Here is a 24021-nt window from a genome sequence, read left to right as displayed (position 1 = left end):
GAATATGAAAAAATATAGTTGAAATCATTTGAGAGATGAAAGGAGAGGAGAATAATGAAGAAAGGAATTGCCCAATACCAAATAGGAGACGTATTTGATCACTTCCTGCTTATTAAAACAGCATCCAAAAGTGTGGCGAGTAATGGGAAACCTTTTCTTACGCTTTTACTTAAAGATACAACAGGAGAGATAGATGCAAAGCTTTGGGAAGCGACTCAGGAGGATGAAGACCTGTTTACACAAGGCGAACTAGTAAAGGTGAATGGTGAGATTGGAAAGTTCAGAAACCGCCCCCAGTTGAAAATCCATGGCATTCGCCCCGCTCAATCTACTGATGGTGTACAGGCAGCGGATTTTATCGAAAAGGCACCGGTAAAAAAAGAAGAACTCATGGAAAGAGTGACAGAGGCCATATTTGAGATGAATAACGCCAATCTCCAAAGATTAACCCGTCACTTTGTGAAAAAATATCAGGATGATTTGTTTACTTATCCAGCAGCCGTAAGAAACCATCATAATTACGTATCAGGTTTAGCTCATCATGTGGTTTCCATGCTGAATATCGCAAGACAGCTTAAAACAATGTATCCGGAGATTAACAAAGACCTATTATATACAGGAATCATTCTTCACGATTTGGGAAAGATTAGAGAGCTTTCAAGTACAACCTCTCCTTCCTATACACTGGAAGGCAGGCTGATTGGGCACATCCCTATTATGGTGCAGGAAGTTCAGGAAGCCGCAAAGGAATTACAAATCGAAGGGGAAGAAGTAACCATTCTTCAGCATATGGTATTAAGCCACCATGGGAAAGCGGAATGGGGAAGTCCAAAACCACCTCTTGTCCGAGAAGCCGAACTGCTTCATCAAATTGATATGATTGATTCGCAGATGAATACGTTAAACAGAGCATTAAATAAAGTAGGTCCTGGGGAATTTACAGAAAGAATTTATTCTCTTGATCAAAGAACTTTTTACAAACCCAGTTTTGAAGAATAATATTCATAGGAAGACAAGTTTGCTCATAGACTAGCTGTAAAGAACGGACAGGGGAGGATATAATCATGGTTCTTGGTCTTCCGGTATGGGTATTTATGTGCATTCTTTTAATTTTTGTGAGTGGATACATGGCTTATCGAGCTATGAAAGCTGAAAGAAAAATAGAGCAGCAGTTTATTGAACGTGAAGGGCGTGTCTATATTTCAAGAATGGAAGAAGAAAAAGATAGACGCCACCGTGCCAATTAAAGAAAGCAAGGTAGAAACATGATCTACCTTGCTTTTTTATGCCATTTCATATTTGATAGTTACACTAACAAAGCTGGGGAATGAATTTCGCCAGCTTTGATTATCAATTATTGCTTTTCTTCTTCTTCAGAGGATCCTTCATCACTGGAGTCCTGGGAACCTTCTCCACCTTCAGTTGCAGGCTGCTGCTGCTGTTCAGGCATTTCAAAAAGGTCTTCATAGCCTTCAATTTTCACATCGATGTCCGAATCCTGAATCAGCTTGTTTATCTTCTGCTGAAGCTCCTGCTGATTAATGTTCTGACTGACGAGTGTACGTTTTATTTCATCCTGTTCTTCCTCAAAAGAGCCCACATCTTCAGCTTCCTGCTTGTCCGTTAATTTAATGATATGGTACCCAAACTGAGACTGTACAGGGTCACTGACCTCATCTACTTCCAGGCTGTATGCTGCATCTTCAAACGCAGGATCCATTTCTCCAGGACCAAAGAAACCTAGATCTCCACCATTCTCTGCAGTTCCATCTGTTGAATATTCTTTTGCTAAATCCTCAAAGGATTCACCATTATCTAGTTTTTCTTTAACTTCATTAGCGGTTTCTTCATCTTCCACTAAAATGTGGCTCGCTTTTACTTCTGTTTTCATACGATCATAATATTGCTTCATTTCTTCTTCAGAAACATCCACATCTTCAGCAGCTGCCTGTTCTTGAAGAAGGCTTAGTCGAATCGAATCTTTAAAATCCTCTTCATCTTCATATGGGCTTTGCTCAAGAACTGTATCGAACTGTTCTCCATATTGTTCTTTTAAGTTATTGAATTCTTCTTCTACGGCTTCGTCTGAAACTTCATAGTTTGCTTTAAGTACTTCGGCAATGACTAATTGTTGAAGAACTTGTTCTCCGGAAGTTTTCTGCATTTCCTGATAAAATTCTTCTTTCGTTACATCGCCGCCGCTTGTTTCTACCACAACTTCTTCCTCGCCTGAGTTACAAGCGGATAAGGCAAAGACGCTGGCTGCTAAAGCAGCGGATACCATAAGTTTTTTCATTTTCTCGTACACTCCTCAAAGCGTTTATATATATATGCTGCATGAATAAATATAACACATTTTACCTTTACAGTTCTATATGTAATAAAAATAATTAGGTTAAAGCCCTTTCGCATTGTCTGATGCAGGCATAAGATGTGTTATGTCTTAAGATGGGGGTGAAGATATGGGTTACGGATATGGTGGAGGATTCGCGCTGATCGTAGTATTGTTTATTCTGCTCGTTATCGTAGGAGCTGCTTGGTTTTATTAAGATAGAATGACATAGATAGGTTGCCGCCCATTCAGTTCCTTAAAACGGGCATATAATATGCTATGTCTAAAGATGGGGGTGAAGATATGGGTTACGGATATGGTGGAGGATTCGCGCTGATCGTAGTATTGTTTATTCTACTCATCATCGTAGGTGCAGCTTGGCTATAAGATAAAAAAACAGGCTATGTTTAAACCACATAGCCTGCACGTTACATATGATTAATGACGTCCACGTAGGAAGAAATGAGAAGTATGGTAATAAGGACATTAATTGTCCTGAAGACTTTCGATTGTTTTTCGTTAGACATTTTAGTTTTTTCACATAAGGAATGGGTGAGAGAATTAAATATGAATAAAACGATTAGTCCGTATACGAGAAAGAGTATGGCGATAATTGTGAAAACCTCCTTTATTCCCTATGCAATTACTTTACCAGAGTTTTCTTTCATTGAACAGGAGAAACCATTAAAAACAGCACTCCTGAAACAGGGGTGCTGTTTTATAGTGCGCTCTATCATACTAGATAAATATACTTTTCATTAATCATGCAGGCAAGAAACCTTAAGTCTTTATATTTTAGGTCTGCGGATGAGAATATCATAGCCGCCTTTGGCATTCTCAATGACACATCGGCGGGGTGCTCTCATGAATTGATTTAAATAAAGAAAATCTGTAAACGACAGTCCGATATTAACGGACGCAAAGATAATCAGATAAGCGAAGTAACTTGGAAATACATAACCCATCATTAAGGCTGGAAGTGTAATTAGTAAAGTCGGCGCCAGAGCCATGATAATGGATACTTGCTTTGATAATTTTGATTTACATTGATAAGAGAAAGTCGGTGTCAATCTGTTTTTAGATCTAAACTGTACTTTTATTTTTTTATAAAACAAGATCAGCGGCAGAATATGCATTAATCTATGAATAGCCGGGAGGAAAAATAAGATGATTAACAACGGTAAAAAACCATGGTCTTTTACATCGTGTGTCCCGTGTATTATCGAAAAAGGCAGATATAAAATTAAGAAAGACAATAACGCTGTTAAAAAAGACATAAGATAAACACGGTTAAGGCCGAATTCCTTTTGAATATTAATGGATTTCCAGCAGTTCATCTTAGAATCCCCCTTTGCTTTAAAATTTACTAGGTTTAATGGAATTTGGTTGTTTTGTTAAAAAGGCACTAGACGAATAATAGTATGTTTTCCACTAAAAAGCAATAGGTTTTTTGTAAAAAAATAAAGCTGTATTTTTTACGGGATAAAAATGCGCTGTTACAGTGTTTAGAAGGGATTAAATAGCGAGTGTAATCGGAGAATTAGAAGCAGAAGGGAAGAAAATGTTTGAGGCAGTTGTAAAAGAAAAAACCTTCCCTGTAAAAGGAAAGGCTTTAAGAAGACTGAGATTGTGTCTTTTGTTTATAGGCTTCAAGGTCAGTGGGCTCTTCTACTAAAGATTGGTCATCTTCAATGCTTTGCAGTGAACGTTCCAGGATATCTATATACTCATCGCCATAGATTTCCTTAATGAGGGTAGAAAGATCAAGAAACTCAGGAAGCTTGCCGTAAACTTCAGCCATCGGTAGCACACCTTTTAAAACTGAATAATTGCTCGGTTCATAATTGTTCAGTGTGTCTTCCAGTAATTCCGATCCCATGGAGGTTAATTCAATATACGTGTTCCGCTTGTCGTTCTCTCTTTTGGAGAACTTAAGCAGGCCTCTGGCTTCAAGTTTCTTTGAAAAGTTGAATGCCGTGGACACGTGCATAACTCCATATTTTGAGATTTCGGAGATGCTGGCTCCTTTTAAATGATAAGCAATCCACAGAATGTGGTGCTCATTTATATTTAATTGAAAAGGCTTAATCCAATCCTGCCAATCTTTCTCAATCGCTTTCCAGAGGGCTTTTGATAACTGGGCCATCTTGTGACTGTAAAAAATCGCCTCTTGCTTGGATATCTTCTCTCTCATTTCTGTCACCTACTTTTTTAGAAGTTAAGGTTCATTATAACTATGTTCCCTAAATATGAAGTGGTAAATCACTTCATATTACAAAAGTATTACCTACTTGTTATTTTATACGAGCTTTGAGATTATGCAAGAAATAATATGCTGAAAATTGTCGAATATATTATTTTTGTAAAATTTATACATGGGAGGATATAAAAGTCACCTGTAATTTTTGATTTACCTAAGACAAGCAAAAAAATGTATAAAGCTTCCTATTAAAAAATCACCAGAGATTTTCCTCTGATGATTTTTTAAAGATATCTGTCTTCTTAGTGTTCCGGGCGGCTTTCATCATTTTCATCGTTTTCATGAGATTTTGCTTTTTCTTCCAGATCTTTCAAGCTCTTTTCAATTTGCTGTAAGTATTTTTGAATATTTCTCTGATGGGGCTCCACAGTGCGCTTCCAGCTTTCTACAGAATTCTTTACATCTTCGGATAGTTCTTTAATCATTTGTGCCCCTTCTTTTGAGGTCTGCGCAATTTGTTCTTTCAGCTGGATCCCCTCATCCTTTAAGTTAAGTACAGTGGTTTTTAAATTCTCGCTTTTCGAACGTGCATTTTCACGGAAATCTCTTCCGGACGAAGGGGTATTAAGTAAGGTATAAGCGGCACCTGCCACTCCTCCAACTACAATTCCAATGATAAGCGATTTAGCATTTGGCATGTAACTACTCCTTTCAAAATCGAGAACTGTTTATTATTATCTTCTCTTAATATTTATGTTTGAAACCTCAAAATAGGAAAGAAATGAAGGAGACCTCTACACTTATGCACAGTAGAGGCCTTAGGAGTTAAATGGAAGTGAACTATTGGAAACTCATAGACTGAGATATATTGGACCGGCGCATAATCGACTGTGCAAGCGGATAAATAAAGAGCATCGCGATAGTATTAATGACAGCAGTCGGAAGTACAATTGTTACAAACATAACGCCAAAGCCTGCTTCCATAATTCCAATTACAAATAGTACGATTCCTAAAAAAACAGCCCCACTGATCAATGTTCCAGCTGCTGTTAAAATAGGAGCAGCTGTACCTTTTAATGTACGATTCAATACAAGGTATAGTCCGAAAAACACAATAGCCGTAATTGGCTTTTCAACCATATTGGCCAATTGACCTCCAGGAACAGTAGTGGTCAGTGCGGAAATCAATCCTGTAGCCACACCTAATACCCCTACATATGAAAGCCTTGGAAATAACATAATGCCAAGAAACATCATGGCCAGCATCATGTCCGGCCGCATTCCCAGAAAGAATGGTGGAAGGACGGCATGTAACACAGCACCCATTCCAACTAGCAGTGAAAGTAAAACTAAAACTCGAGTATTCATTATTATCTCTCCTCATCTCTTCTAAGCTAATTATTCTCACCAAGTATATCCTCATGATTACTTGCGTGATCCTAAAGTTATTATAGCAAAACCATTAGTGAAAACAAGGTATTAAATTTGATTGGTAATGTTTGCGGCGATGTCCTGTAAGTCTTCAGATGTATAATCATCAGCATGAACCGTCCATTCCGGCTTAAATCCGTCTTCCTTACCGTACCTTGGAATTAAGTGGATATGTAGATGAAAGACAGACTGACCGGCAGGTTCCTCGTTATTATTAAGTAAGTTAAGACCTATAGGATTATAAGCTTTCTTAATGGCATTTGAGATTTTTGGCACACGGGCAAACAATTTAGCTGCCACATCTTCATCTGTGCTGTAAATATCTTTTGTATGATTTTTTGGAATGACGAGCGTATGTCCCTTCGTCACCTGGCTGATGTCCAGAAACGCATAGACTTCATCGTCTTCATATACTTTAGCTGAGGGGATATTTCCATTAATAATTTCGCAGAAAATACAATTATCACTCATGGTCCACACTCCTTCAAAGGTTTTGTATAATTGTATCATAATTTGAGCGCTTTGCTCGATTCTGCTTCCAATTGTGTATGCCAAGTTGAGATTATGATAAAATTTATGGGAATGAGTTTTTGAAATGAGGGATAATGATGAAACCTTTACTACATATAGAAGAGTTACATGGAGGATACACTCATAAAAATGTGCTGCATGGCATTAATTTTGATGTTTTTCCAAATGAAATTGTCGGCCTCATTGGACTAAATGGTGCCGGTAAAAGTACGACAATTAAGCATATCATAGGAATGATGCAGGCTAAGAAAGGGAGAGTAGCGATTAATGGGACAACGTTTGATGAAAATCCAAACGGTTACCGTCAGCAGTTTGCTTATATTCCGGAAATGCCGATTCTTTATGATGAATTAACATTGTATGAACATCTTCATTTAACAGCAATGGCCTATAACATTCCTGAAGAAACGTTCAAAAAACGGTTGGATCCTTTATTGAAAGAATTCAGGCTGACAAAAAGATTGAATTGGTTCCCTGTCCATTTTTCAAAAGGAATGCGGCAGAAAGTGATGATCATGTGCGCTTTTTTAATAGAGCCAGAGCTCTATATTGTTGATGAGCCATTCGTAGGTCTTGATCCTCTTGGTATTCAATCATACCTTGAGTGGATGGAGGAAATGAAAAAAAATGGAGCTGGCGTCCTGATGTCGACACATATACTGGCTACTGCCGAAAAATACTGTGACCGTTTCGTGATTCTACATGACGGTAAACTAAGGGCCGCGGGTACGCTCAATGATCTAAGAGAATCCTTCAACAAACCAGGAGCATCTCTTGACGATTTGTATATTCAGCTCACAAAGGAAGAAGACAATGTTTAATGCAAAAGAGTTTTGGAATAGACGTTTTCAGGAGCATATTAAAGAAACAAGCCGTTATTTAAAATATATATTTAACGGCCATATTGCGATTGCCATGTTTTTCTTTATCTCTGCCCTTGCTTATTACTACCAGCAGTGGCTGCTTACGGTTCCCAAAGACTTTCCAACAGAGTGGATTGTCGGAATCATTTTTGGAATGGCAGTCAGTTACAGTCCCGTGCGCACCCTGCTTAAAGAGCCGGACTTAGTATTTCTTCTGCCGGCTGAGTATAAGCTTGGTGATTATTTCAAAAGGTCGCTCGTCTACAGTTTTATCGTTCAGCTTTATGTAATTCTGCTCGTAGCAGCCGCTTTAGGTCCGCTGTATTTTACTACATTTCCCGCTCTAGGCATGAATTATTACCTTGGTATGATAGGATTTATGCTCGTCATTAAACTGATTAACATGATGGCTAACTGGTGGATGCTGAAAGAGCGAGACAAAAATATCCGCCAAACAGACTTGTTTGTCCGAACACTATTAAGTATTGTATTTTTCTTTTTCCTGGCCCAGGGTAATCAGCTATTTTCCATTATAACGGGTTCATTGTTACTGATAGTAGTCCTCTACATTTATTCACTTGCTCATAAAAAAGCCGGACTCGTATTTGATCTTCTTATTGAGAAAGATCAGGCAAGAATGAGGACATTTTACCGAATTGCCAATATGTTTACAGACGTGCCGCATCTAAAGAATCCGATTAAGAAAAGACATGCCTTAGTCCAGCTTTTTACTCAGGGTGTTCCGTTTCGGCAGTCACAGAGTTTCACGTATCTTTATCGGATAACGTTCATCCGCAGCAGTGACTATTTAGGGATGTATTTCAGGCTGATGGTCGTCGGAGGTTTAGCCATCTGGTTTGTTCCTAATGTATGGATAAAAGCTGCTTTTGCCTTTTTGTTTTTATATTTAAGCGCCTTTCAAATGATGTCACTTTGGAATCATCATCGTACAATAGCCTGGGTTGATATTTACCCAGTGGATAAAGAGGCGAAGCAAAGAGCGATGGTCCAATTTTTAAGACAGCTGATGATTCTGCAAACTTTTCTATTTACCCTGTTATTTATCATTCAGTGGAACCCTGTTGGAATCTTAATTACAGCAGTTGGCGGAACGGTATTCAGTTTGGCCTTCATTAAGTCATATGTTAAGCCCCGGATTGTGTAATAAATGAAGCGGTCTTTGTTAAGATCCGCTAATCAGGAGGTTATACTATACCATGAGTTATGAGGAAGAAGTTTACAGGGAGGCCTTAAAATGGAGCCGGTCTATAGAAAAACGGCCAGGGTTTATTCAGCGTAAATCTAAAAGTCTTCAAACGGCTGTGAATAACAAAGTTCCAGAGCGGGTCCATAAAATAGTCACGGATAGTATAAAAAGAATGATTGAACTTTCTTTAACCGGATCACAGTTTATTTTGCCTGTGGAGAATAATCCGGAATGGAGCTTTGAGAAGAGGGAAGAACTGATACGGGGAAAAATTAAACAGTACAAGCGCTCAGCATCCTGGGAAGGAGCAGGTACAGGGGCAGGCGGTTTATGGCTGGGGGCGGCTGATTTTCCACTGCTCCTCAGTATTAAGATGAAATTTCTTTTTGATGCCGGTCAGTATTATGGTCTGAATGTGGAAAGGTATGACGAAAGGGTGTTTCTGCTTCATATTTTTATGCTTGCTTTTTCAAGTGAAGAAGAAAGAGAAAGAGTGAAGGGAATCCTTTTGAACTGGGACACTGTATCAAAAGAAAGAAAACATATCGACTGGAAAACACTTCAAATTGAATACAGAGATACCATTGATTTTGTGAAAATGTTTCAGCTGCTTCCAGGAGTGGGGGCTTTAGTGGGGTATTTAGCCAATGGACGCTTAATAGAGCAACTAGGGGAGACGACGATGAATGTTCATCGTCTCCGTCTGTTGAACGATCACTCCTCCTGATAAGAGCGGTAAGCTTGAAAAAGTGTTTTCGCAGCATATGGAAGAGCTGCTTCATCGAAATCAAACTTAGGGTGGTGGTGCGGGTAATAATGGTCCGGGATTTGGGCACCTGTAAAGTAGTAAGTACCTGGTTTATTTTGCAGATAGTAGGCAAAATCTTCCCCAGCCATAACAGGAGCAATTTCTTCCGTCCTTAAGTTCGGATCGGCTTTAGAAGCATCTCTTAATATCAGTTCAGCTTCTGCTTTATGGTTAATTACCGGCGGATACCCTTTGTAATAATCAAATTCATAATCAGCTCCATAGCCCGTACATGTCCCCTTTATAATTTTATCCATTTCCTCAATAATAGTATTCTGTATCTGTGGATCAAAGGTGCGGACAGTGCCAGTGAGTGCTGCAGAATCAGCAATTACATTAAACGCATTTCCGGATTCGAATGTACCCACTGTCAGGACGGCCGTACTTAAAGGATCCAGTCGGCGGCTGACAATCTGCTGTAACGAGGTTACGAGCTGAGAAGCAATTACAATAGCATCCTTTGTCTGATGTGGAATGGCGCCATGACCGCCTTTTCCTTTAACTGTAATATGAAAACGATCAGCACCGGCCATAAATTCTTTCTTCGCTGTCTGTATAACACCTGTAGGAGCATCTACCCAGAGGTGAGTGCCAAAAACGGCGTCGACATCATCTAACACTCCGGATTCAATAATAGGTTTAGCCCCGCCTGGAGCATATTCTTCTGCGTGCTGGTGGAGAAACACCATGGTGCCGGGAAGCTCTTCCTTAAAAGGGACCACAGCTTCTGCCAGTCCAAGAAGTGCCGCTGTATGACCGTCATGGCCACATGCATGCATAACTCCATCTACTGTCGACTTATACTCGGTGTCATTCTCTTCATGTATCGGCAGTGCGTCAAAGTCCGCGCGGAGAGCAATTTTCTTTCCGGGTTTTCCACCTTCAAGGGTCGCAATTACTCCATTTCCTCCGACTTCGTTCTGAAAAGGAATACCAAGTCGTTCGTACGTTTCGGCAATAAAAGCCGCCGTCTTTGTTTCCTTGAAAGAAACCTCAGGATATTTATGTAAGTGTCTGCGCGTTTTTACCATTTGATCGAAATTCTGATCAACTGCTTTAAATACTTTTTCCCACATGATGAATTCCTTCTTTCTTTAAGTTGAAGTTTGTTTCAATATATCAGACTATTTTTAATATTGAAAGCAAAGCTCCGGGAAAATGCAAAAGCCCCTTCTCCAATGGAGAAGGGGCTTTAATTTATATCATTATTCATGTAATCTGGAATCCTGAAGCAGGCGGTCAATCTCTTCCATGTGACCTGTTTCATCGGCAATTAAATCATCCAGTTTGACGGAAAGCTCTGTTAAGCTTAATTCTTCCGCTTGAACTTTACGTTCCTCATAGCGTTTAATAGTGGCATATTCTGCCTCTCTCGCTTCTCTCAGCATCGCTTTAACATCAGTATGCTGCTTGACTTCAGCTGGAGCAGTTGTAGGTGTTCCGCCTAAAATGCTTATTTTCTCAGCTAGATACATGGCGTGTCCCTGTTCGTCAGCAATTTCGCTTTCAAAGAACGGCTTAAGTACAGAACGGTATAAGCCGGAGACAACGGCTGCATTATATGTGTACATTATGGAAGCCGCATATTCATTTGCTAAGTCTTCATTTAGTCCATCAATAAGGTGTTGCATTTTTTCATCCATTTCCTTCATCCTTTCCATAAATAGTAGCACATTAAAAAATATTCCCTTATTTTTTTGCTTTAAACGTAAAACCTGTGAAGTGTTTTTTGTAGAATAAAACTGTTTTCCTTTCCAATAGATACCTAGTATAATGGCAGATGGGAGAGGTAGAAAGGAACGTTTACTATGAATAAAAAAAGTGAAACCTGGCTGTTTATCGCCTGGGCCGCAGCTCTTGTCGCAACCGTGGGAAGCTTATTCTTTTCCGAAGTATTAGGTTATGTACCTTGTGAATTATGCTGGTATCAACGGATTCTTATGTATCCTCTTGTAATCATCTATGGTGCGGCGTTGTTAAAGAAAAATTCATCAGTGGCCTATGCCGGATTATTTTTAAGTGGAATCGGCGGATGTGTATCAATCTATCATTACTTAATTCAGAAATTACCGGCTCTTCAATCGGCAGGAGATGCTTGTGGAGTTGTTCCATGTAATGCTGAATATATTAATGTGCTAGGTTTTATTACAATCCCGTTCTTAGCAGGAACAGCCTTTATTATTATTTTTATCAGTCATTTAATTTCGAATCGCGGATAAAGGAGATTAGGGCAAATGAAGAGAAATATGATTATTTTTGGTACCATATTAGTCGTGCTTGTCGTGGGTTTAACATTTGTAGTGAATTACCAGAACTCACAAAAGACAGAAGAAAATCCATACGGGAAAGAAGATTTAAAACAAGGCACAATAGAACAATTAGATGACCCTAATTATCAAAATCAAATTCTGCCTGATGAACTCCGGGAAGAAATTGACTCAGGTGAGCCTGTTACCGTTTATTTTTACAGTCCTGATTGTGTACACTGTCAAAATACCACACCAGATCTTGTTCCATTAGCTCAGGATAAAAATGTGGATATGAAGAAATTAAATCTGCTGGAGTTTGAAGAGCAGTGGCAGGAATATCAAATTGAAGCAACTCCTACACTCGTTCACTTTGAAAATGGAGAAGAGCAAGCTAGAATTGTCGGCGCACAGGAAGTGAGTGCATTTGAAAACTTCTTTGATAAAGAAGTAACAGCTTCTGAATAAAGATAGGTAAAAGTCTGTTGAGATAATCTCGACAGACTTTTTTTATTGAGGCACATAAAGTTCCTCAATAAAAAAGCCCGGCGGGAAATATTTTCCCGTCAGGCGGACGTTTTTACTCTTTTGGATCAACCATATGATATTTCGTAATAAATGGTTTTCCATCGATAAAGGAAGGTTTCTGCTTATGCTGAGGGCCGGAATTTTGGTGAGCCTGCTCAAATTCTTTGGAATTCTTCCAATCCTCGAAATCCTGCTCATTACGCCATTGTGTGAACACGACGTATGTATTGCCCTTCTTCGGTCGTAAGATGCGGATGGCCTGAAAACCTTCCATATTTTCTACCTGGCCGATCCGTTTCTTAAAGCGGTCTTCAAAAACAGGACGTCCTTCATCAGAAACAGGGATGTTATTCATAACAACAAAACCAGAAGATTGAACTTCTCCAACCTTTTCAACGATTTCATAATCGCGACCTTCTTTAAAAAAAGAAGAAATTTCTCCTTCGTAATAAGCTGATGCTTTGTCCTGATACTGCATCACAAAGACTTTGTCCTGCTTGTGCTCGTCGGCTAGCTTTACTAAATAATTTAAGGTACCATTTGTCATAGATACGTTCATATGGAAAACTCCTTTCCTTAATAAGTAAAGTGTAGCAATTGACTGTATGATACCGCAAGTGTGAGAAAGGATGCGCAGCATTTTGAAAAATATAAAACTATTAAGACCGCCGGAGTGGTCGAGAAAAGCTAAATGGATCGCAGGTTCTTTCGTTTTTCTTACATTACTGGCTTCGATTGGCTTTATGATTATCTATACCGGGGGGTACTTTGTCGTATCTGATGAAAAACTCGTTTTAGATTCGGCAACGACTATAGAAACAGAAGATGGACAGGTTATAGAGAGAATGTATACTCAAAATCGGACACTCGTCTCCATTGAAGATATACCCGATAACGTGAAAGAGGCGTTCGTGGCTGTAGAAGATGCACGGTTTTATGAGCACTCAGGCATTGATTTTAAATCTATTTTACGCGCCGTGTATAGGGATATTATAGCTATGAGTAAAGTGGAAGGCGGAAGCACAATTACACAGCAGCTCGTTAAGAATCTCTTTCTGACCAACGACAAGTCATTGATGAGGAAAACGAAAGAAGCGATGGCTGCCATCTATTTAGAGCGTCATTATTCAAAAGATGAAATATTGGAGCTTTATTTAAATACGATTTATTTTGGAAATGGTGTTTATGGAGTAGAGCAGGCATCCAAATACTACTTTAATACTTCTGTCTCAGAACTAACGATCCCGCAGGGGGCTCTATTAGCCGGACTGCCTAAAGCACCTAACAGTTATTCCCCTTTCGAAAACCCGGATCGGGCATTGGAACGGCGTAATGTAGTATTGTCACGGATGGAGGCGGTAAACGCCATAGAAGCCGAGGAAATGGTAAGTCTTCAAGGTGCGACTCTGGGAGTTGAGCAAGGAGAAGAAAATGATGAGACTTGGAGTAATAGTTATATAGACGCTGTTATTAGAGAAGCGGCTGTAAAATATAGGATCAGCCGTGAAGAATTAAAACGCGGAGGCTATCGGATTGTTGCGGCGATGGACCCTGAAATGCAGGAACTCTCAGCTCAACATATGAAAGAAGGAGAGTTTGCCCCGGGCTCAAACGGGAAGACAGAGGGTGCGTTTACCTTAATGAATAGAAAAACAGGGGCTTATGAAGCCATCGTTGGGGGAAGAGATTATCAGCATGGACAAACGAATCATGCACTGACAAAAAAGCAACCAGGCTCTGTGATTAAACCTTTGGCTGTATATGGCCCTGCTTTGATGACTGAGAAATACCTTCCTTATTCTCTATTGGTTGATGAGCAAAGAAGTTATGGAAAATATTCGCCAAGGAACTATGACGGTCAGTATGATGGATTAACTTCTATCTATCAGGCGGTTGTTGAATCCAAAAATGCCCCTGCCGTATGGCTGCTTGATCAAATGGGTATTTCTTATGCGAAGGATTATTTAAGTAAGCTGGGACTTGCTACGGAAGATAAAGGTTTATCCATTGCCCTTGGAGGGTTATCAGAAGGATACAGTCCTATGCAAGTTACAGAGGCTTACTCAGCTTTTGCTAATGGCGGCAGGTTGGCCGATAGTTATACGATTGAAAAAATTATCGATAGAAATGGAAAGACAATTCATGAGCATAAGTCAAATGGCAAGAAAGTATTCGACCAGCAGACTGCATGGGAAATGACTCAAATCCTTGAAACGACAGTCACTGACGGTACAGCAAAAGCGGGCAGCTATTCCAAAGCTCTTGCAGGGAAAACAGGGACTCAGCAGCATCCCACTGTTGAAGGACAAAACAAAGATGTATGGTTTGCCGGTTACACACCTGATTTTGTAAGCACGTTATGGATGGGATACCCTTCTTCAGGAGAAGACTTCTATTTGACGGGCGGCAGTGAATATCCGACAGCGCTTGTGAAATCTATTTTGTCGGATATTGATAAGAATCAAGAGTTAACTGAAAGCTTTAAAGTGCCTGAAGGACAGAAGGAGCTCCCGCGGCCAATTATACTTCCAGAGATTACCGATGCTTCAGGCTCTGTCGGTATCGGAGGCTGGAGGCTATTCTCCGATAAAATTACTTGGACACCATCTGATGATGAGCGGATTATCTATCGCATTTACAGACTGGGCGATGAGGACCGTAAGATGGTAGGAAAAGTAACGGGTAAAGGAGAAGCAAATGTAGGCGGCAGTGACGTTTTTGGAGTAACAAGTTATGTAGTGGTACCGTTCGATCCGCTGACAGGTTTAGAAGGGGAAGCTTCGAATGTAGTTACGATACACTAAGGATGTGGGATGAAAAGACAATCTCGTGACAAACACAGCAAAAGTCTATACTTTGCTTTTATTTACAGGTATAGTTGAAAACGGATAAAGCATGCACGGAGGGGTTATACAGGATGAAAACATTTAACGACACAATTTTAAAAGCATTCAGAGGGGAGGAGACAGATTATACGCCAGTATGGTATATGAGGCAGGCCGGCCGCTCACAGCCTGAGTATCGTAAACTGAAAGAAAAATACTCTCTTTTTGAAATTACTCACCAGCCGGAGCTTGGTGCATATGTCACGAAGCTTCCGGTAGATCAGTACGGTGTGGATGCAGCTATTCTTTACAAGGATATTATGACTCCTCTTCCGGCTATAGGGGTGGATGTTGAGATTAAAAAAGGAATTGGACCTGTCATTGGGAATCCGATCCGTTCCAAAGCAGATATCGACAGGCTTGGCACGATTGATCCGGAATCTGATGTTTCCTATGTAATGGATACGATTCGTCTTTTAACGAAAGAGCAGTTGGATGTGCCTCTTATCGGGTTTACAGGAGCTCCATTCACGCTTGCGAGCTATATGATTGAGGGAGGCCCTTCAAAGAATTACAATAAAACTAAAGCTTTAATGTACAGTGAACCAGAAACGTGGTTTGCCTTAATGGATAAACTGGCTGATACATCAATCTCTTATGTGAGAGCTCAAGTTGAAGCAGGAGCCAGCGCGATTCAAGTGTTTGACTCCTGGGTAGGTGCTTTAAATGCCGAAGACTACAGAACCTTTATTAAGCCGGTCATGGAGCGGATTTTTAACGAACTCTCTGACCTTGAAGTGCCGCTGATTACGTTTGGCGTGGGGGCACGTCACCTTGCACTTGAATGGAATGACCTCCCTGTGAACGTCATAGGTCTTGACTGGAGAACTTCTATTACGGAAGCCCGCAGCTGGGGGATTACGAAACCATTGCAGGGAAACCTTGATCCGTCATTGCTGCTTGCGGATTGGAGTGTCATCGAAAAGAGGGCAAAGCAAATTATTGATGAAGGGAAGCAGCATCCTGCCCATATCTTTAATCTAGGGCATGGAGTAACTCCCGATATTAAACCAGAAACGTTAAAACGATTAACTCAGCTTGTTCACGAGTATTCCCAAAAGAACTAAGAGGTGAAAACTATGGAAAAAAGGCAGATAGGACTACTTGTTATGGCTTACGGAACGCCATATAAGGAAGAAGATTTAGAAAGGTATTATACACACATTCGCAGAGGTCATAAACCATCTGAGGAAATGCTTCAGGACTTACGGGACCGTTATAATGCAATCGGCGGCATTTCTCCTTTAGCCCGGATTACTGAAGATCAGGCGACAGCCCTTCAGGATACTTTAAACACAGAGCAGAATGAAGTGGAATTTAAAATGTACCTTGGATTAAAACATATTGAGCCTTTCGTTGAAGATGCCGTAGCCCAAATGGCAGAAGACGGTATTACCGAAGCTGTATCTATTGTTTTAGCCCCTCACTATTCCACATACAGCGTGAAGTCTTATAATGGCCGTGCCCAAGAGGAAGCAGAAAAGCACGGAATTAAGATTCGTTCAGTGGAAAGCTGGTATGAGGCTCCAGGCTTTATCGATTATTGGAGTGAACAAATCTTAAATGAGTATATAAAAATGAGCGAGCAGGAGAAAGAAGAAGCTTGTTTAATAGTATCTGCCCATAGCCTGCCTGAAAAGATTCTTGAAGGCGGCGATCCTTACCCGGATCAGCTGAAACGCACAGCAGAGTTAATATCTGAAGAAACCGGCATTAAGCATTATGAAATTGGCTGGCAGAGTGAAGGTAATACACCTGATCCTTGGCTTGGACCCGATGTCCAGGACTTAACCCGCGATCTCTTTAATGAAAAAGGCTATCGTTCTTTTGTGTATGCACCGGTCGGTTTTGTCTCTGATCATTTAGAAGTACTGTACGATAATGATTATGAATGTAAAGTCGTCTGTCATGAAATTGGAGCAGATTATTATCGTCCTGAAATGCCAAATATTCATCCGAAATTTATTCGCACATTAGCTGGGGTAGTATTAGCTAAGCTGGAAGAGCAGGAATAAGAATGAACAGGAAAAAAGTAATCATAGTCGGCGGAGGGATTTCCGGTTTAACAGCTGCCTATTACCTGCAGAAAGAAAAGCGGGAAAAACAGCTTTCTCTTGATATTCAGCTAATTGAAGCGGGAGATAAGCTGGGAGGTAAAATCCAGACAGTGAAACGCGACGGATTCACAATTGAGCGGGGTCCGGATTCTTTCCTTGAACGAAAGAAAAGCGCGACACGACTTGCTAAAGAACTAGGCTTAGAAGGAGAGCTTGTGCCAAATGGGACAGGCCAATCTTATATTCTAGTTAACAAGAAGCTCCATAAAATGCCGAGCGGCTCGTTCATGGGGATTCCTACACGCATTCGCCCATTTCTTTTTTCTGGACTCTTTACACCTGCTGGAAAAACGAGAGCTGCCTTGGATTTAATTAAGCCGAAAAAAGAAATAGAGGGTGACCAGTCACTTGGCTTATTTTTTAGAAGAAGACTTGGAAACCAGGCTGTGGAGAATTTAATTGAACCTCTATTATCAGGTATTTATGCTGGAGATATTGATGACCTCAGCCTGCAGTCAACCTTTCCAAACTTTTATCAGCTCGAAATTGAGCATGGAAGCTTAATTAAAGGACTGAGAAAGACGGTGCCAAAGCCTCCCAAAAACAAACCAAAACCAAGCATGTTTAGAACTTTTCGAGGCGGCCTGGATTCGCTTGTAGAAGCAGTAGAAGCCCAGATGGATGAAGGCTCTGTATTAAAAAATACAGCAGTAGACCATATTGAAAAGAAAACAGATGTGTATCATGTGCTGTTAAGTGACGGTACGGTACAAAAAGCGGATGCAGTGGTTCTTGCGGCTCCGTACTTTGCTGTTCAGAAAATCCTTTCTCAGTATGATTTTTTTACAGCGTTTAAAGAAATGAAAGCAACGTCTGTAGCAAATGTGGCTATGGCTTTTGATGAATCAGCCATTAAAAAAGATATTGACGGAACAGGCTTTGTTGTTTCAAGAAACAGCCCATTTCGAATCACGGCTTGTACATGGACACATAAAAAATGGCCGCATTCTACTCCAAAAGGCAAGGTTATGCTGCGCTGTTATGTTGGAAAGCCTGATGATCAGGAAGTCGTAAACTTATCCGATGAGGAAATTACAAATATTGCTTTACAAGATTTAAATAAAATTATGGATATTAGCCATAATCCTGAGTTTTCCATTGTGACACGATGGTATGATTCCATGCCCCAATACTCTGTTGGCCATAAAGACCGAATTGATAAAGTAGAAAGCCGGATGGCTGAGCAGCTTCCGGGTGTTTATTTAGCCGGTGGCTCCTACCGCGGAATTGGCCTGCCAGACTGTATTGATCAGGGGGAAGCAGCAGTTGAACGTGTACTGCAGCACCTTAATATGTGACTTATCTGAAGTTTAAACTTTAGATAACCCAACGTCTACAGGAGAACCCTTTGTTCTCTTGCTGTCATTCTTTGTTGGTCTTATGAAAAACCAGTTCCGTTTTACTGGAATAAGAGAAAAGCGGCTGGGAAATAGCTCGCTTTTTAGCGGGGAGCCAATGAGCTAGCTCGTTGCACTCGCGGATCTCATCCTGGCTCTATCTCCCTGCAGGAGTCTCGCCATCTCCCAGCCTCTTTAAATTTAATGGTGGAGTCGGAACGCTGTAATATCAGTGAGGTCTCTTAAGAAAATAATCTCTTCTTACTAAATGTTCCGTTAGTCCAAAAAACATAAAGGGACGGGGGAAACGGCGAGACTCCTATGGTAGGAAGAACAGGGTGAGATCCCGGAAGGCTTTAGCCTGAGGAAGCTCAGCGTTCGCCCATGGAAAGCGAGTTGTTTCCCCAGGCCCGGTTCTCTAAATTCAGTCAAACGGAACAGAATTACCCTTTTCCAATAAGAGTTTAATGGAACAGCTCGATACATAAAGTAACAAACCAAAGACTTTCTGGGCACCTGCACACCAACTGCAGGTTTTTTCTCTCTCATCAGGTTTGACCGTTAAGGTAAACCGACAATAGAAATAGGTCCTTCAAGGGGTTGCATAATTGCAGGGATCTTAGTATGATTCTAAATGAAAACGATTTCAAATTGTGCCAAACAGGGGGAGTCAGGATGGCAACAATTGAGGATGTGGCAAGGCTGGCAGGACTGTCGAGGACGACAGTATCTCGGGTCATTAACGACCAGCCTTATGTAACAGAAGAGAAAAAAGAGAAAATTTTAAACGCAATGAAGCAGCTTGGATATGTTCCGAATTCATCCGCACGCCGCCTTCGCAGCCAGCGGACAGAAACAATCGCTGTCCTTCTGCCGCGTGTAACCAATCCATTTTTTGGCCGTTTAATAGAGTCGCTTGAAGAAGAGGCCTCTGATTACGGCTATCAGGTCATCGTCTGTCAGACTCATGATAATAAGAAAAAAGAGCTCGATTATTTAAATTTATTAAAAACAAAGCAGGTAGATGGTGTTGTTCTGGCTTCATTAGCAAATGACTGGAAAGATATTGAGCCATTCTTAGCTTCAGGACCGATTGTACTTTGTAATGAATATATGGAAAATGAACAAATTTCGATGATACATATCGACCATTTTCAGGCGGCATTTGATGCAACCTTGCATTTGATTGAACAGGGGTGCCGACACCTGGCTTATACAACAGGCGGTCATCAGACGCATATTACACAACAGCGAAAAAATGGTTTTTTGCGAGCGTTAGAGGTAAACAACCTGATCTTTAACCCTGAACTTGAAATCTGCGGTACGCTTAATGTAGAAGAAGGTAGAAAAGCTTTTTATTATATCAAAGAGAGGCATCCCTACGTGGATGGTGTTTTTACAGGATCAGATGAAGTGGCGGCAGGAATGATTAATGCGGCGGCTCAGGAAGGGTGGAACGTGCCTGGAGACCTCTCAATAGTAGGGTTTGATAATCAGATGATTTCCCTTCTGATGGTTCCTGCCATCACCACAGTCCAGCAGCCGATAGATGAAATGGCCAGCAAAACAATTCAAGTATTAGTAGATAAAATGCACAATAAGAATCATTCAATGGAGCATCGTTATATTTATCCTTACGAGTTGATTAAGAGAAGCTCAACTGGTATAAATGCAGCCATTCCCACAGCCTCTAAGTAAGGGGCTGTTTTTTGTGTTGTAAAAAAGCACAAAAAAAAACAGCTGTTTTATATCAGCTGTCTGTATATTTATCATGTTCCACGGCAGTTTTTTTGTGGAATACTATATTTAATGGGCAGGGTGGCTGCACTCGTGGCAAACATTACCGTAGCAGTCAGCCTGCTCCTTGATATCATGGCCACACTTCGTACATTGTTTTTTAGGCAGGTTACGGAAAAATTCAAGAATGTTCATCATTGGAAATCGCCTCCTAAGAAATGTTGTAAATTCATTGTATTATAACAATATTCAAAAATCAACCATCTGTTATAAAACAATTTGAAATTAGTTAAAAAGAACTAAGGAGGATTTTTGTTATGAAGGTTACTACAATAGGGTACTGGGGTGCTTATCCAAGAGTAAATAGTGCGACTTCCAGTTATTTGTTTGAAGAAGAGGGTTTTCGGCTGCTGGTTGACTGTGGAAGTGGGGCATTAGCCAAAGTCCAGCAGAAAGTTGAAATAATGGATCTCGATGCGATTATACTCTCCCATTATCATCATGATCATATAGCGGATGTTGGAGTGCTTCAGTATGCGTGGCTCGTACAAAATAAATTAAACAAGTCTTCTGATATTCTTCCGATTTATGGTCACCAGGAAGATGAACAGTCCTTTAAATCGCTGACTCATCAATTTACAGAAGGAATTCCTTATGATCCGTCTCAGTCCCTTTCCATTGGTCCGTTTACAATTGAATTTTTAAAAACGAAGCACCCTGTACCGTGCTATGCAATGAAAATCTGTAATAGTACAGATGCCGTGGTTTATACTGCAGACACCAGTTATTTTGAAGAGCTTGGGGCTTTTGCTGAAGGAGCAGACTTACTTATTACAGATACTAATTTTTATAAAGGCATGGATGGGCGAAAGCCCGGTCATATGACAAGTGAAGAAGCTGCTAAGGTGGCAAAACAGGCGAATACGGACACCTTGTGGCTCAGTCATCTGCCTCATTTCGGCGATTTGAATATGCTTAAACAGGAAGCGGCAGATGTTTACCATGGAAATATTGAGCTTGCAGAGGAAGGATTAACCTGGAGCAAAAAGGATTAATAAATTGTTTAATATCGTTGAATTTTATACAATGGAGGGTGGAGATAAAAGAGATCGAAAGGATGAGACGATGTTATTTATTGATCATGAGGGGATTAATGATCCACAGATTAATTTAGCTATTGAAGAATACGCTTTAAAAAATCTTGATATTAATGAAACATACCTTCTGTTTTACATTAATGAGCCATCAATTATCATTGGCAAAAACCAGAATACGATTGAAGAAATCAATACGGATTACGTAGATAAGAATAACATTCATATCGTCCGCCGGCTTTCGGGAGGCGGCGCCGTTTATCATGATCTTGGAAACCTGAACTTCAGCTTTATTACGAAAGATGATGGGGACAGCTTCCATGATTTTGCTAAATTTACGGAACCCGTAACTGCTGCTCTTCAAAAGCTTGGTGTTAATGCAGAGCTATCGGGCCGCAATGATGTAGTTGTTGATGGAAGGAAGATTTCCGGTAATGCTCAGTTTTCTACAAAAGGCCGTATGTTCAGTCATGGGACGCTTATGTTGAATTCTGAAATAGAAAATGTAGTTTCAGCTCTTAATGTTAAAACGGAAAAGATTAAGTCTAAAGGAATAAAGTCAATTCGAAGCCGTGTAGCGAACATTTCAGAGTTTCTAGAGGATCCACTTCCAATGGAAGAGTTTAAAAACTTAATTTTACGCTTCATTTTCGATGTGGATGATGTAAAAGATGTGCCACAATATAAGCTTACGGAAGAAGACTGGAATGAGATTTATAAAATTGCAGACGAGCGTTATAGAAACTGGAACTGGAATTATGGAAAGTCTCCAAAGTTTAATATTCAGCACACTAAACGAATCGAAGGGGCAGGCACCTATGATATTCGTCTAGATGTAGCAAAAGGGTATATTCGCAATGCAAAAATTTACGGTGATTTCTTCGGTGTAGGTGATATTTCTGAAATTGAAGCACTTCTCATTGACACGAAATATGAACGTAATGCGATCTCTGATGCGCTCGGAGATAAAGAAATCTCTCATTATTTAGGAAAGATTACAAAACAGGATTTCCTTGAAATGATTTATTAAAAGAATGGCCGGGATGTGTGCCGGCCATTCTTTTGCATGTTTGTTGCTAAAGTTATCACAATATTTTATAATTAAACTGAAAATTTTTTAAATTCTTAATGAATGATTATTCATTCATATCAAGGGGGAGCAACATATGAATTTAAGTGATCAACTGACAGTAACTGCTCAGCGTGAGCCGGAAAAGACTGCTTACGTTTTTCAAGATCAAGAGGTGAGCTATAAGGTATTCGATGATTCAGTCACTAAATTTGCTTCACAGCTTAGTAAGTTTGGTTATAAAAAAGGGGACCATATTGCTTTAGTCAGCGGTAACAGCCCTCTGTTTATGGTGGGATTATACGGTGCGCTGAGAGCAGGAGTTACCGTGATTCCAATTAATCCTACATATACAGCGGATGAAATGGTTTATATTTTGAAAAATGGAGATGTGCGTGGTGTCATTACGGTGGATCTCCTCATGGAAAAATTTGAACAATTGGATAATGAATTGATGGTAGAAAATTACTTTGTAGGCGATTCAGGGGCAAAATCAAATAGTTCTTCTTTAAATTATAAAATGAAACCGTTTACAGATTTAGTTGAAGATGGGGATTTACATTATAAAGGTCCGGACTTATCAAGTGATGATACTGCCGTTATCTTATATACATCCGGTACCACAGGAAAGCCGAAAGGTGCGATGCTCACCCATCAGAACTTATATTCCAATGCTACAGATACAGCTGATTATTTGCGTATTAATTCACATGACCGAATTGTAGCCACCCTGCCAATGTTTCATGTCTTTTGCCTGACAGTTGCTCTAAATGCGCCTATTATGAACGGCGGAACAATTCTTATAGTTCCACAGTTTTCTCCAGATGACGTCTTTAGAATTGCAGGCAAGTACAAGGCCACGGTTTTTGCCGGGGTACCAACTATGTATAATTATTTACTGCAGACAGGCAGAGAGAAAGTGGACACTTTCAAAGATATGAGAATATGTGTTTCTGGAGGTTCATCACTGCCTGTTACATTGCTTTATGATTTTGAAAAGATGTTTAAAGTTCGGATTTCTGAAGGCTACGGACTCTCTGAAGCTTCTCCTGTAACTGCTTTTAACCCGCTGGATCGGCCTCGTAAGCCGGGATCAATTGGAACAAATATCACAAATGTTGAAAATAAAATTGTTGATGAACTGGGGGAAGAAGTGCCGGTTGGAGAAGTGGGTGAATTAATTGTCCAGGGTCCTAACGTGATGAAAGGTTATTACAAAATGCCTGAAGAGACAGCAGTCGCTATAAAGGATGGATGGCTGTACACAGGAGACATGGCAAAGAAAGATGAAGAAGGCTATTTTTATATTGTGGATCGGAAGAAAGATATGATCATTGTAGGAGGATATAATGTATACCCTCGGGAAGTGGAGGAGGTGCTTTACAGTCATCCGGACATTAGCGAAGCTGCGGTTGTAGGGGCCCCTCACCCTGAGAGCGGGGAAACAGTTGTCTGTTTTGTCGTTTCTGCTGATGAAAATCTGGATGAAACCAAATTGAAAGAATTCTGTAAGAAATCATTAGCCAAATACAAGCAGCCTTCCGAAATTCACTTTATGGCTGAGCTTCCAAAGAATACGACAGGAAAAATATTAAGAAAGAACCTGCGAGATCAAGTGGCTCAGCGGTGACCATTA

General features: G+C 40.3%; 28 protein-coding genes. 17 read left to right on the top strand and 11 right to left on the bottom strand.

Translation table 11 applies throughout. The features are described from left to right. The first annotated feature begins 54 nt into the window (after positions 1–54). Together yhaM and B7E06_RS14745 are read left to right on the top strand one after the other, a co-directional pair. Positions 55–999 (top strand): 3'-5' exoribonuclease YhaM, encoded by a 945-nt coding sequence (yhaM, locus tag B7E06_RS14750; RefSeq protein WP_082234721.1) that lies wholly within the window; start codon positions 55–57, stop codon positions 997–999. Positions 1000–1064: 65 nt separating this feature from the next. Beyond that, complete coding sequence (locus B7E06_RS14745) at positions 1065–1247, top strand: sporulation YhaL family protein (protein WP_082234720.1); 183 nt, start codon at positions 1065–1067, stop codon at positions 1245–1247. A gap of 107 nt (positions 1248–1354) precedes the next feature. On the opposite strand, the gene B7E06_RS14740 is transcribed toward B7E06_RS14745, so the two are convergent. Further along, positions 1355–2296 carry a peptidylprolyl isomerase gene (locus B7E06_RS14740; RefSeq protein WP_082234719.1) on the bottom strand — a complete coding sequence of 314 codons (942 nt, stop codon included), beginning with the start codon at positions 2294–2296 and terminating at the stop codon, positions 1355–1357. A gap of 166 nt (positions 2297–2462) precedes the next feature. Between B7E06_RS14740 and B7E06_RS14735 the strand changes: the two genes are divergently transcribed. Then, entirely contained in the window at positions 2463–2549 is an 87-nt protein-coding gene (locus tag B7E06_RS14735) for a YjcZ family sporulation protein (protein ID WP_082234718.1), read from the top strand. A gap of 86 nt (positions 2550–2635) precedes the next feature. Beyond that, entirely contained in the window at positions 2636–2719 is an 84-nt protein-coding gene (locus B7E06_RS14730) for a YjcZ family sporulation protein (RefSeq protein WP_101844812.1), read from the top strand. A 41-nt stretch (positions 2720–2760) separates the two neighbouring features. Here the strand turns inward: B7E06_RS14730 and B7E06_RS22130 are convergent, their stop codons facing one another. The 6 genes from B7E06_RS22130 to B7E06_RS14700 form a co-directional block, all read right to left on the bottom strand. After that, positions 2761–2943: a hypothetical protein gene (locus B7E06_RS22130; RefSeq protein WP_082234716.1), complete on the bottom strand. Its 183-nt coding sequence runs from the start codon at positions 2941–2943 to the stop codon at positions 2761–2763. 177 nt (positions 2944–3120) lie between these two features. After that, a complete protein-coding gene (locus B7E06_RS14720) occupies positions 3121–3669 on the bottom strand; it encodes a DUF3267 domain-containing protein (protein ID WP_082234715.1) in 549 nt (182 codons plus the stop codon). 275 nt (positions 3670–3944) lie between these two features. Further along, positions 3945–4526 carry an HTH-type transcriptional regulator Hpr gene (locus B7E06_RS14715; RefSeq protein ID WP_082234714.1) on the bottom strand — a complete coding sequence of 194 codons (582 nt, stop codon included), beginning with the start codon at positions 4524–4526 and terminating at the stop codon, positions 3945–3947. Positions 4527–4834: 308 nt separating this feature from the next. Further along, complete coding sequence (locus tag B7E06_RS14710) at positions 4835–5230, bottom strand: YtxH domain-containing protein (RefSeq protein ID WP_082234713.1); 396 nt, start codon at positions 5228–5230, stop codon at positions 4835–4837. Positions 5231–5372: 142 nt separating this feature from the next. Next, the gene (locus B7E06_RS14705) at positions 5373–5900 is read right to left on the bottom strand and encodes a tryptophan transporter (protein WP_082234712.1); all 528 of its coding nucleotides are present in this window, start codon (positions 5898–5900) and stop codon (positions 5373–5375) included. A gap of 111 nt (positions 5901–6011) precedes the next feature. Continuing rightward, positions 6012–6434 carry an HIT family protein gene (locus B7E06_RS14700; protein WP_082234711.1) on the bottom strand — a complete coding sequence of 141 codons (423 nt, stop codon included), beginning with the start codon at positions 6432–6434 and terminating at the stop codon, positions 6012–6014. A 137-nt stretch (positions 6435–6571) separates the two neighbouring features. On the opposite strand from B7E06_RS14700, the gene B7E06_RS14695 reads away from it, so the two are divergent. The 3 genes from B7E06_RS14695 to B7E06_RS14685 are packed head-to-tail and all read left to right on the top strand — an operon-like array spanning position 6572 to position 9291. After that, positions 6572–7315 carry an ABC transporter ATP-binding protein gene (locus B7E06_RS14695; RefSeq protein ID WP_082234710.1) on the top strand — a complete coding sequence of 248 codons (744 nt, stop codon included), beginning with the start codon at positions 6572–6574 and terminating at the stop codon, positions 7313–7315. Next, the gene (locus tag B7E06_RS14690; protein WP_082234709.1) at positions 7308–8522 is read left to right on the top strand and encodes an ABC transporter permease; all 1215 of its coding nucleotides are present in this window, start codon (positions 7308–7310) and stop codon (positions 8520–8522) included. The genes B7E06_RS14695 and B7E06_RS14690 overlap by 8 nt, the downstream gene beginning before the upstream one ends. Positions 8523–8574: 52 nt before the next feature. After that, entirely contained in the window at positions 8575–9291 is a 717-nt protein-coding gene (locus B7E06_RS14685) for an EcsC family protein (protein ID WP_082234708.1), read from the top strand. Here B7E06_RS14685 and B7E06_RS14680 read toward each other — a convergent pair. Continuing rightward, a complete protein-coding gene (locus tag B7E06_RS14680; RefSeq protein WP_082234707.1) occupies positions 9279–10448 on the bottom strand; it encodes an amidohydrolase in 1170 nt (389 codons plus the stop codon). The two genes, B7E06_RS14685 and B7E06_RS14680, sit on opposite strands and share 13 nt — an antisense overlap. Before the next feature lie 129 nt (positions 10449–10577). Beyond that, a complete protein-coding gene (locus tag B7E06_RS14675) occupies positions 10578–11015 on the bottom strand; it encodes a ferritin-like domain-containing protein (RefSeq protein ID WP_082234706.1) in 438 nt (145 codons plus the stop codon). A 165-nt stretch (positions 11016–11180) separates the two neighbouring features. Between B7E06_RS14675 and B7E06_RS14670 the strand changes: the two genes are divergently transcribed. Together B7E06_RS14670 and B7E06_RS14665 are read left to right on the top strand one after the other, a co-directional pair. Beyond that, a complete protein-coding gene (locus B7E06_RS14670; RefSeq protein WP_082234705.1) occupies positions 11181–11591 on the top strand; it encodes a disulfide oxidoreductase in 411 nt (136 codons plus the stop codon). 15 nt (positions 11592–11606) lie between these two features. Further along, a complete protein-coding gene (locus B7E06_RS14665; protein WP_082234704.1) occupies positions 11607–12086 on the top strand; it encodes a thioredoxin family protein in 480 nt (159 codons plus the stop codon). A 112-nt stretch (positions 12087–12198) separates the two neighbouring features. Here the strand turns inward: B7E06_RS14665 and B7E06_RS14660 are convergent, their stop codons facing one another. Continuing rightward, a complete protein-coding gene (locus B7E06_RS14660; protein ID WP_082234703.1) occupies positions 12199–12705 on the bottom strand; it encodes an antibiotic biosynthesis monooxygenase family protein in 507 nt (168 codons plus the stop codon). Between the two features lie 82 nt (positions 12706–12787). On the opposite strand from B7E06_RS14660, the gene B7E06_RS14655 reads away from it, so the two are divergent. The 5 genes from B7E06_RS14655 (at position 12788) to B7E06_RS14635 (ending at position 20183) form a co-directional block, all read left to right on the top strand. Further along, the gene (locus B7E06_RS14655) at positions 12788–14950 is read left to right on the top strand and encodes a transglycosylase domain-containing protein (protein WP_245807747.1); all 2163 of its coding nucleotides are present in this window, start codon (positions 12788–12790) and stop codon (positions 14948–14950) included. A 113-nt stretch (positions 14951–15063) separates the two neighbouring features. After that, the gene (gene hemE / locus B7E06_RS14650; RefSeq protein WP_082234701.1) at positions 15064–16098 is read left to right on the top strand and encodes a uroporphyrinogen decarboxylase; all 1035 of its coding nucleotides are present in this window, start codon (positions 15064–15066) and stop codon (positions 16096–16098) included. A gap of 12 nt (positions 16099–16110) precedes the next feature. Continuing rightward, positions 16111–17046 carry a ferrochelatase gene (hemH, locus tag B7E06_RS14645; protein ID WP_082234700.1) on the top strand — a complete coding sequence of 312 codons (936 nt, stop codon included), beginning with the start codon at positions 16111–16113 and terminating at the stop codon, positions 17044–17046. A gap of 2 nt (positions 17047–17048) precedes the next feature. Next, positions 17049–18446: a protoporphyrinogen oxidase gene (hemY, locus tag B7E06_RS14640; protein ID WP_082234699.1), complete on the top strand. Its 1398-nt coding sequence runs from the start codon at positions 17049–17051 to the stop codon at positions 18444–18446. 714 nt (positions 18447–19160) lie between these two features. Next, the gene (locus B7E06_RS14635) at positions 19161–20183 is read left to right on the top strand and encodes a LacI family DNA-binding transcriptional regulator (protein WP_082234698.1); all 1023 of its coding nucleotides are present in this window, start codon (positions 19161–19163) and stop codon (positions 20181–20183) included. 108 nt (positions 20184–20291) lie between these two features. Here B7E06_RS14635 and yhfH read toward each other — a convergent pair whose 3' ends face one another. Then, positions 20292–20420, bottom strand: coding sequence for a protein YhfH (gene yhfH / locus B7E06_RS14630; protein ID WP_082234697.1), 129 nt, complete (start codon positions 20418–20420; stop codon positions 20292–20294). A 119-nt stretch (positions 20421–20539) separates the two neighbouring features. On the opposite strand from yhfH, the gene B7E06_RS14625 reads away from it, so the two are divergent. The 3 genes from B7E06_RS14625 (at position 20540) to B7E06_RS14615 (ending at position 24015) form a co-directional block, all read left to right on the top strand. After that, a complete protein-coding gene (locus B7E06_RS14625; RefSeq protein ID WP_082234696.1) occupies positions 20540–21277 on the top strand; it encodes an MBL fold metallo-hydrolase in 738 nt (245 codons plus the stop codon). Between the two features lie 70 nt (positions 21278–21347). Next, positions 21348–22346 carry a lipoate--protein ligase gene (gene lplA / locus B7E06_RS14620; protein WP_082236024.1) on the top strand — a complete coding sequence of 333 codons (999 nt, stop codon included), beginning with the start codon at positions 21348–21350 and terminating at the stop codon, positions 22344–22346. A 136-nt stretch (positions 22347–22482) separates the two neighbouring features. Beyond that, the gene (locus B7E06_RS14615) at positions 22483–24015 is read left to right on the top strand and encodes a long-chain-fatty-acid--CoA ligase (RefSeq protein ID WP_082234695.1); all 1533 of its coding nucleotides are present in this window, start codon (positions 22483–22485) and stop codon (positions 24013–24015) included. Positions 24016–24021: the final 6 nt, after the last annotated feature.

Source organism: Halobacillus massiliensis (genome assembly GCF_900166625.1).
GTDB classification, from domain to species: Bacteria; Bacillota; Bacilli; order Bacillales; family Halobacillaceae; genus Halobacillus_A; species Halobacillus_A massiliensis.
This window is presented reverse-complemented; position numbering and strand designations above follow the sequence as displayed.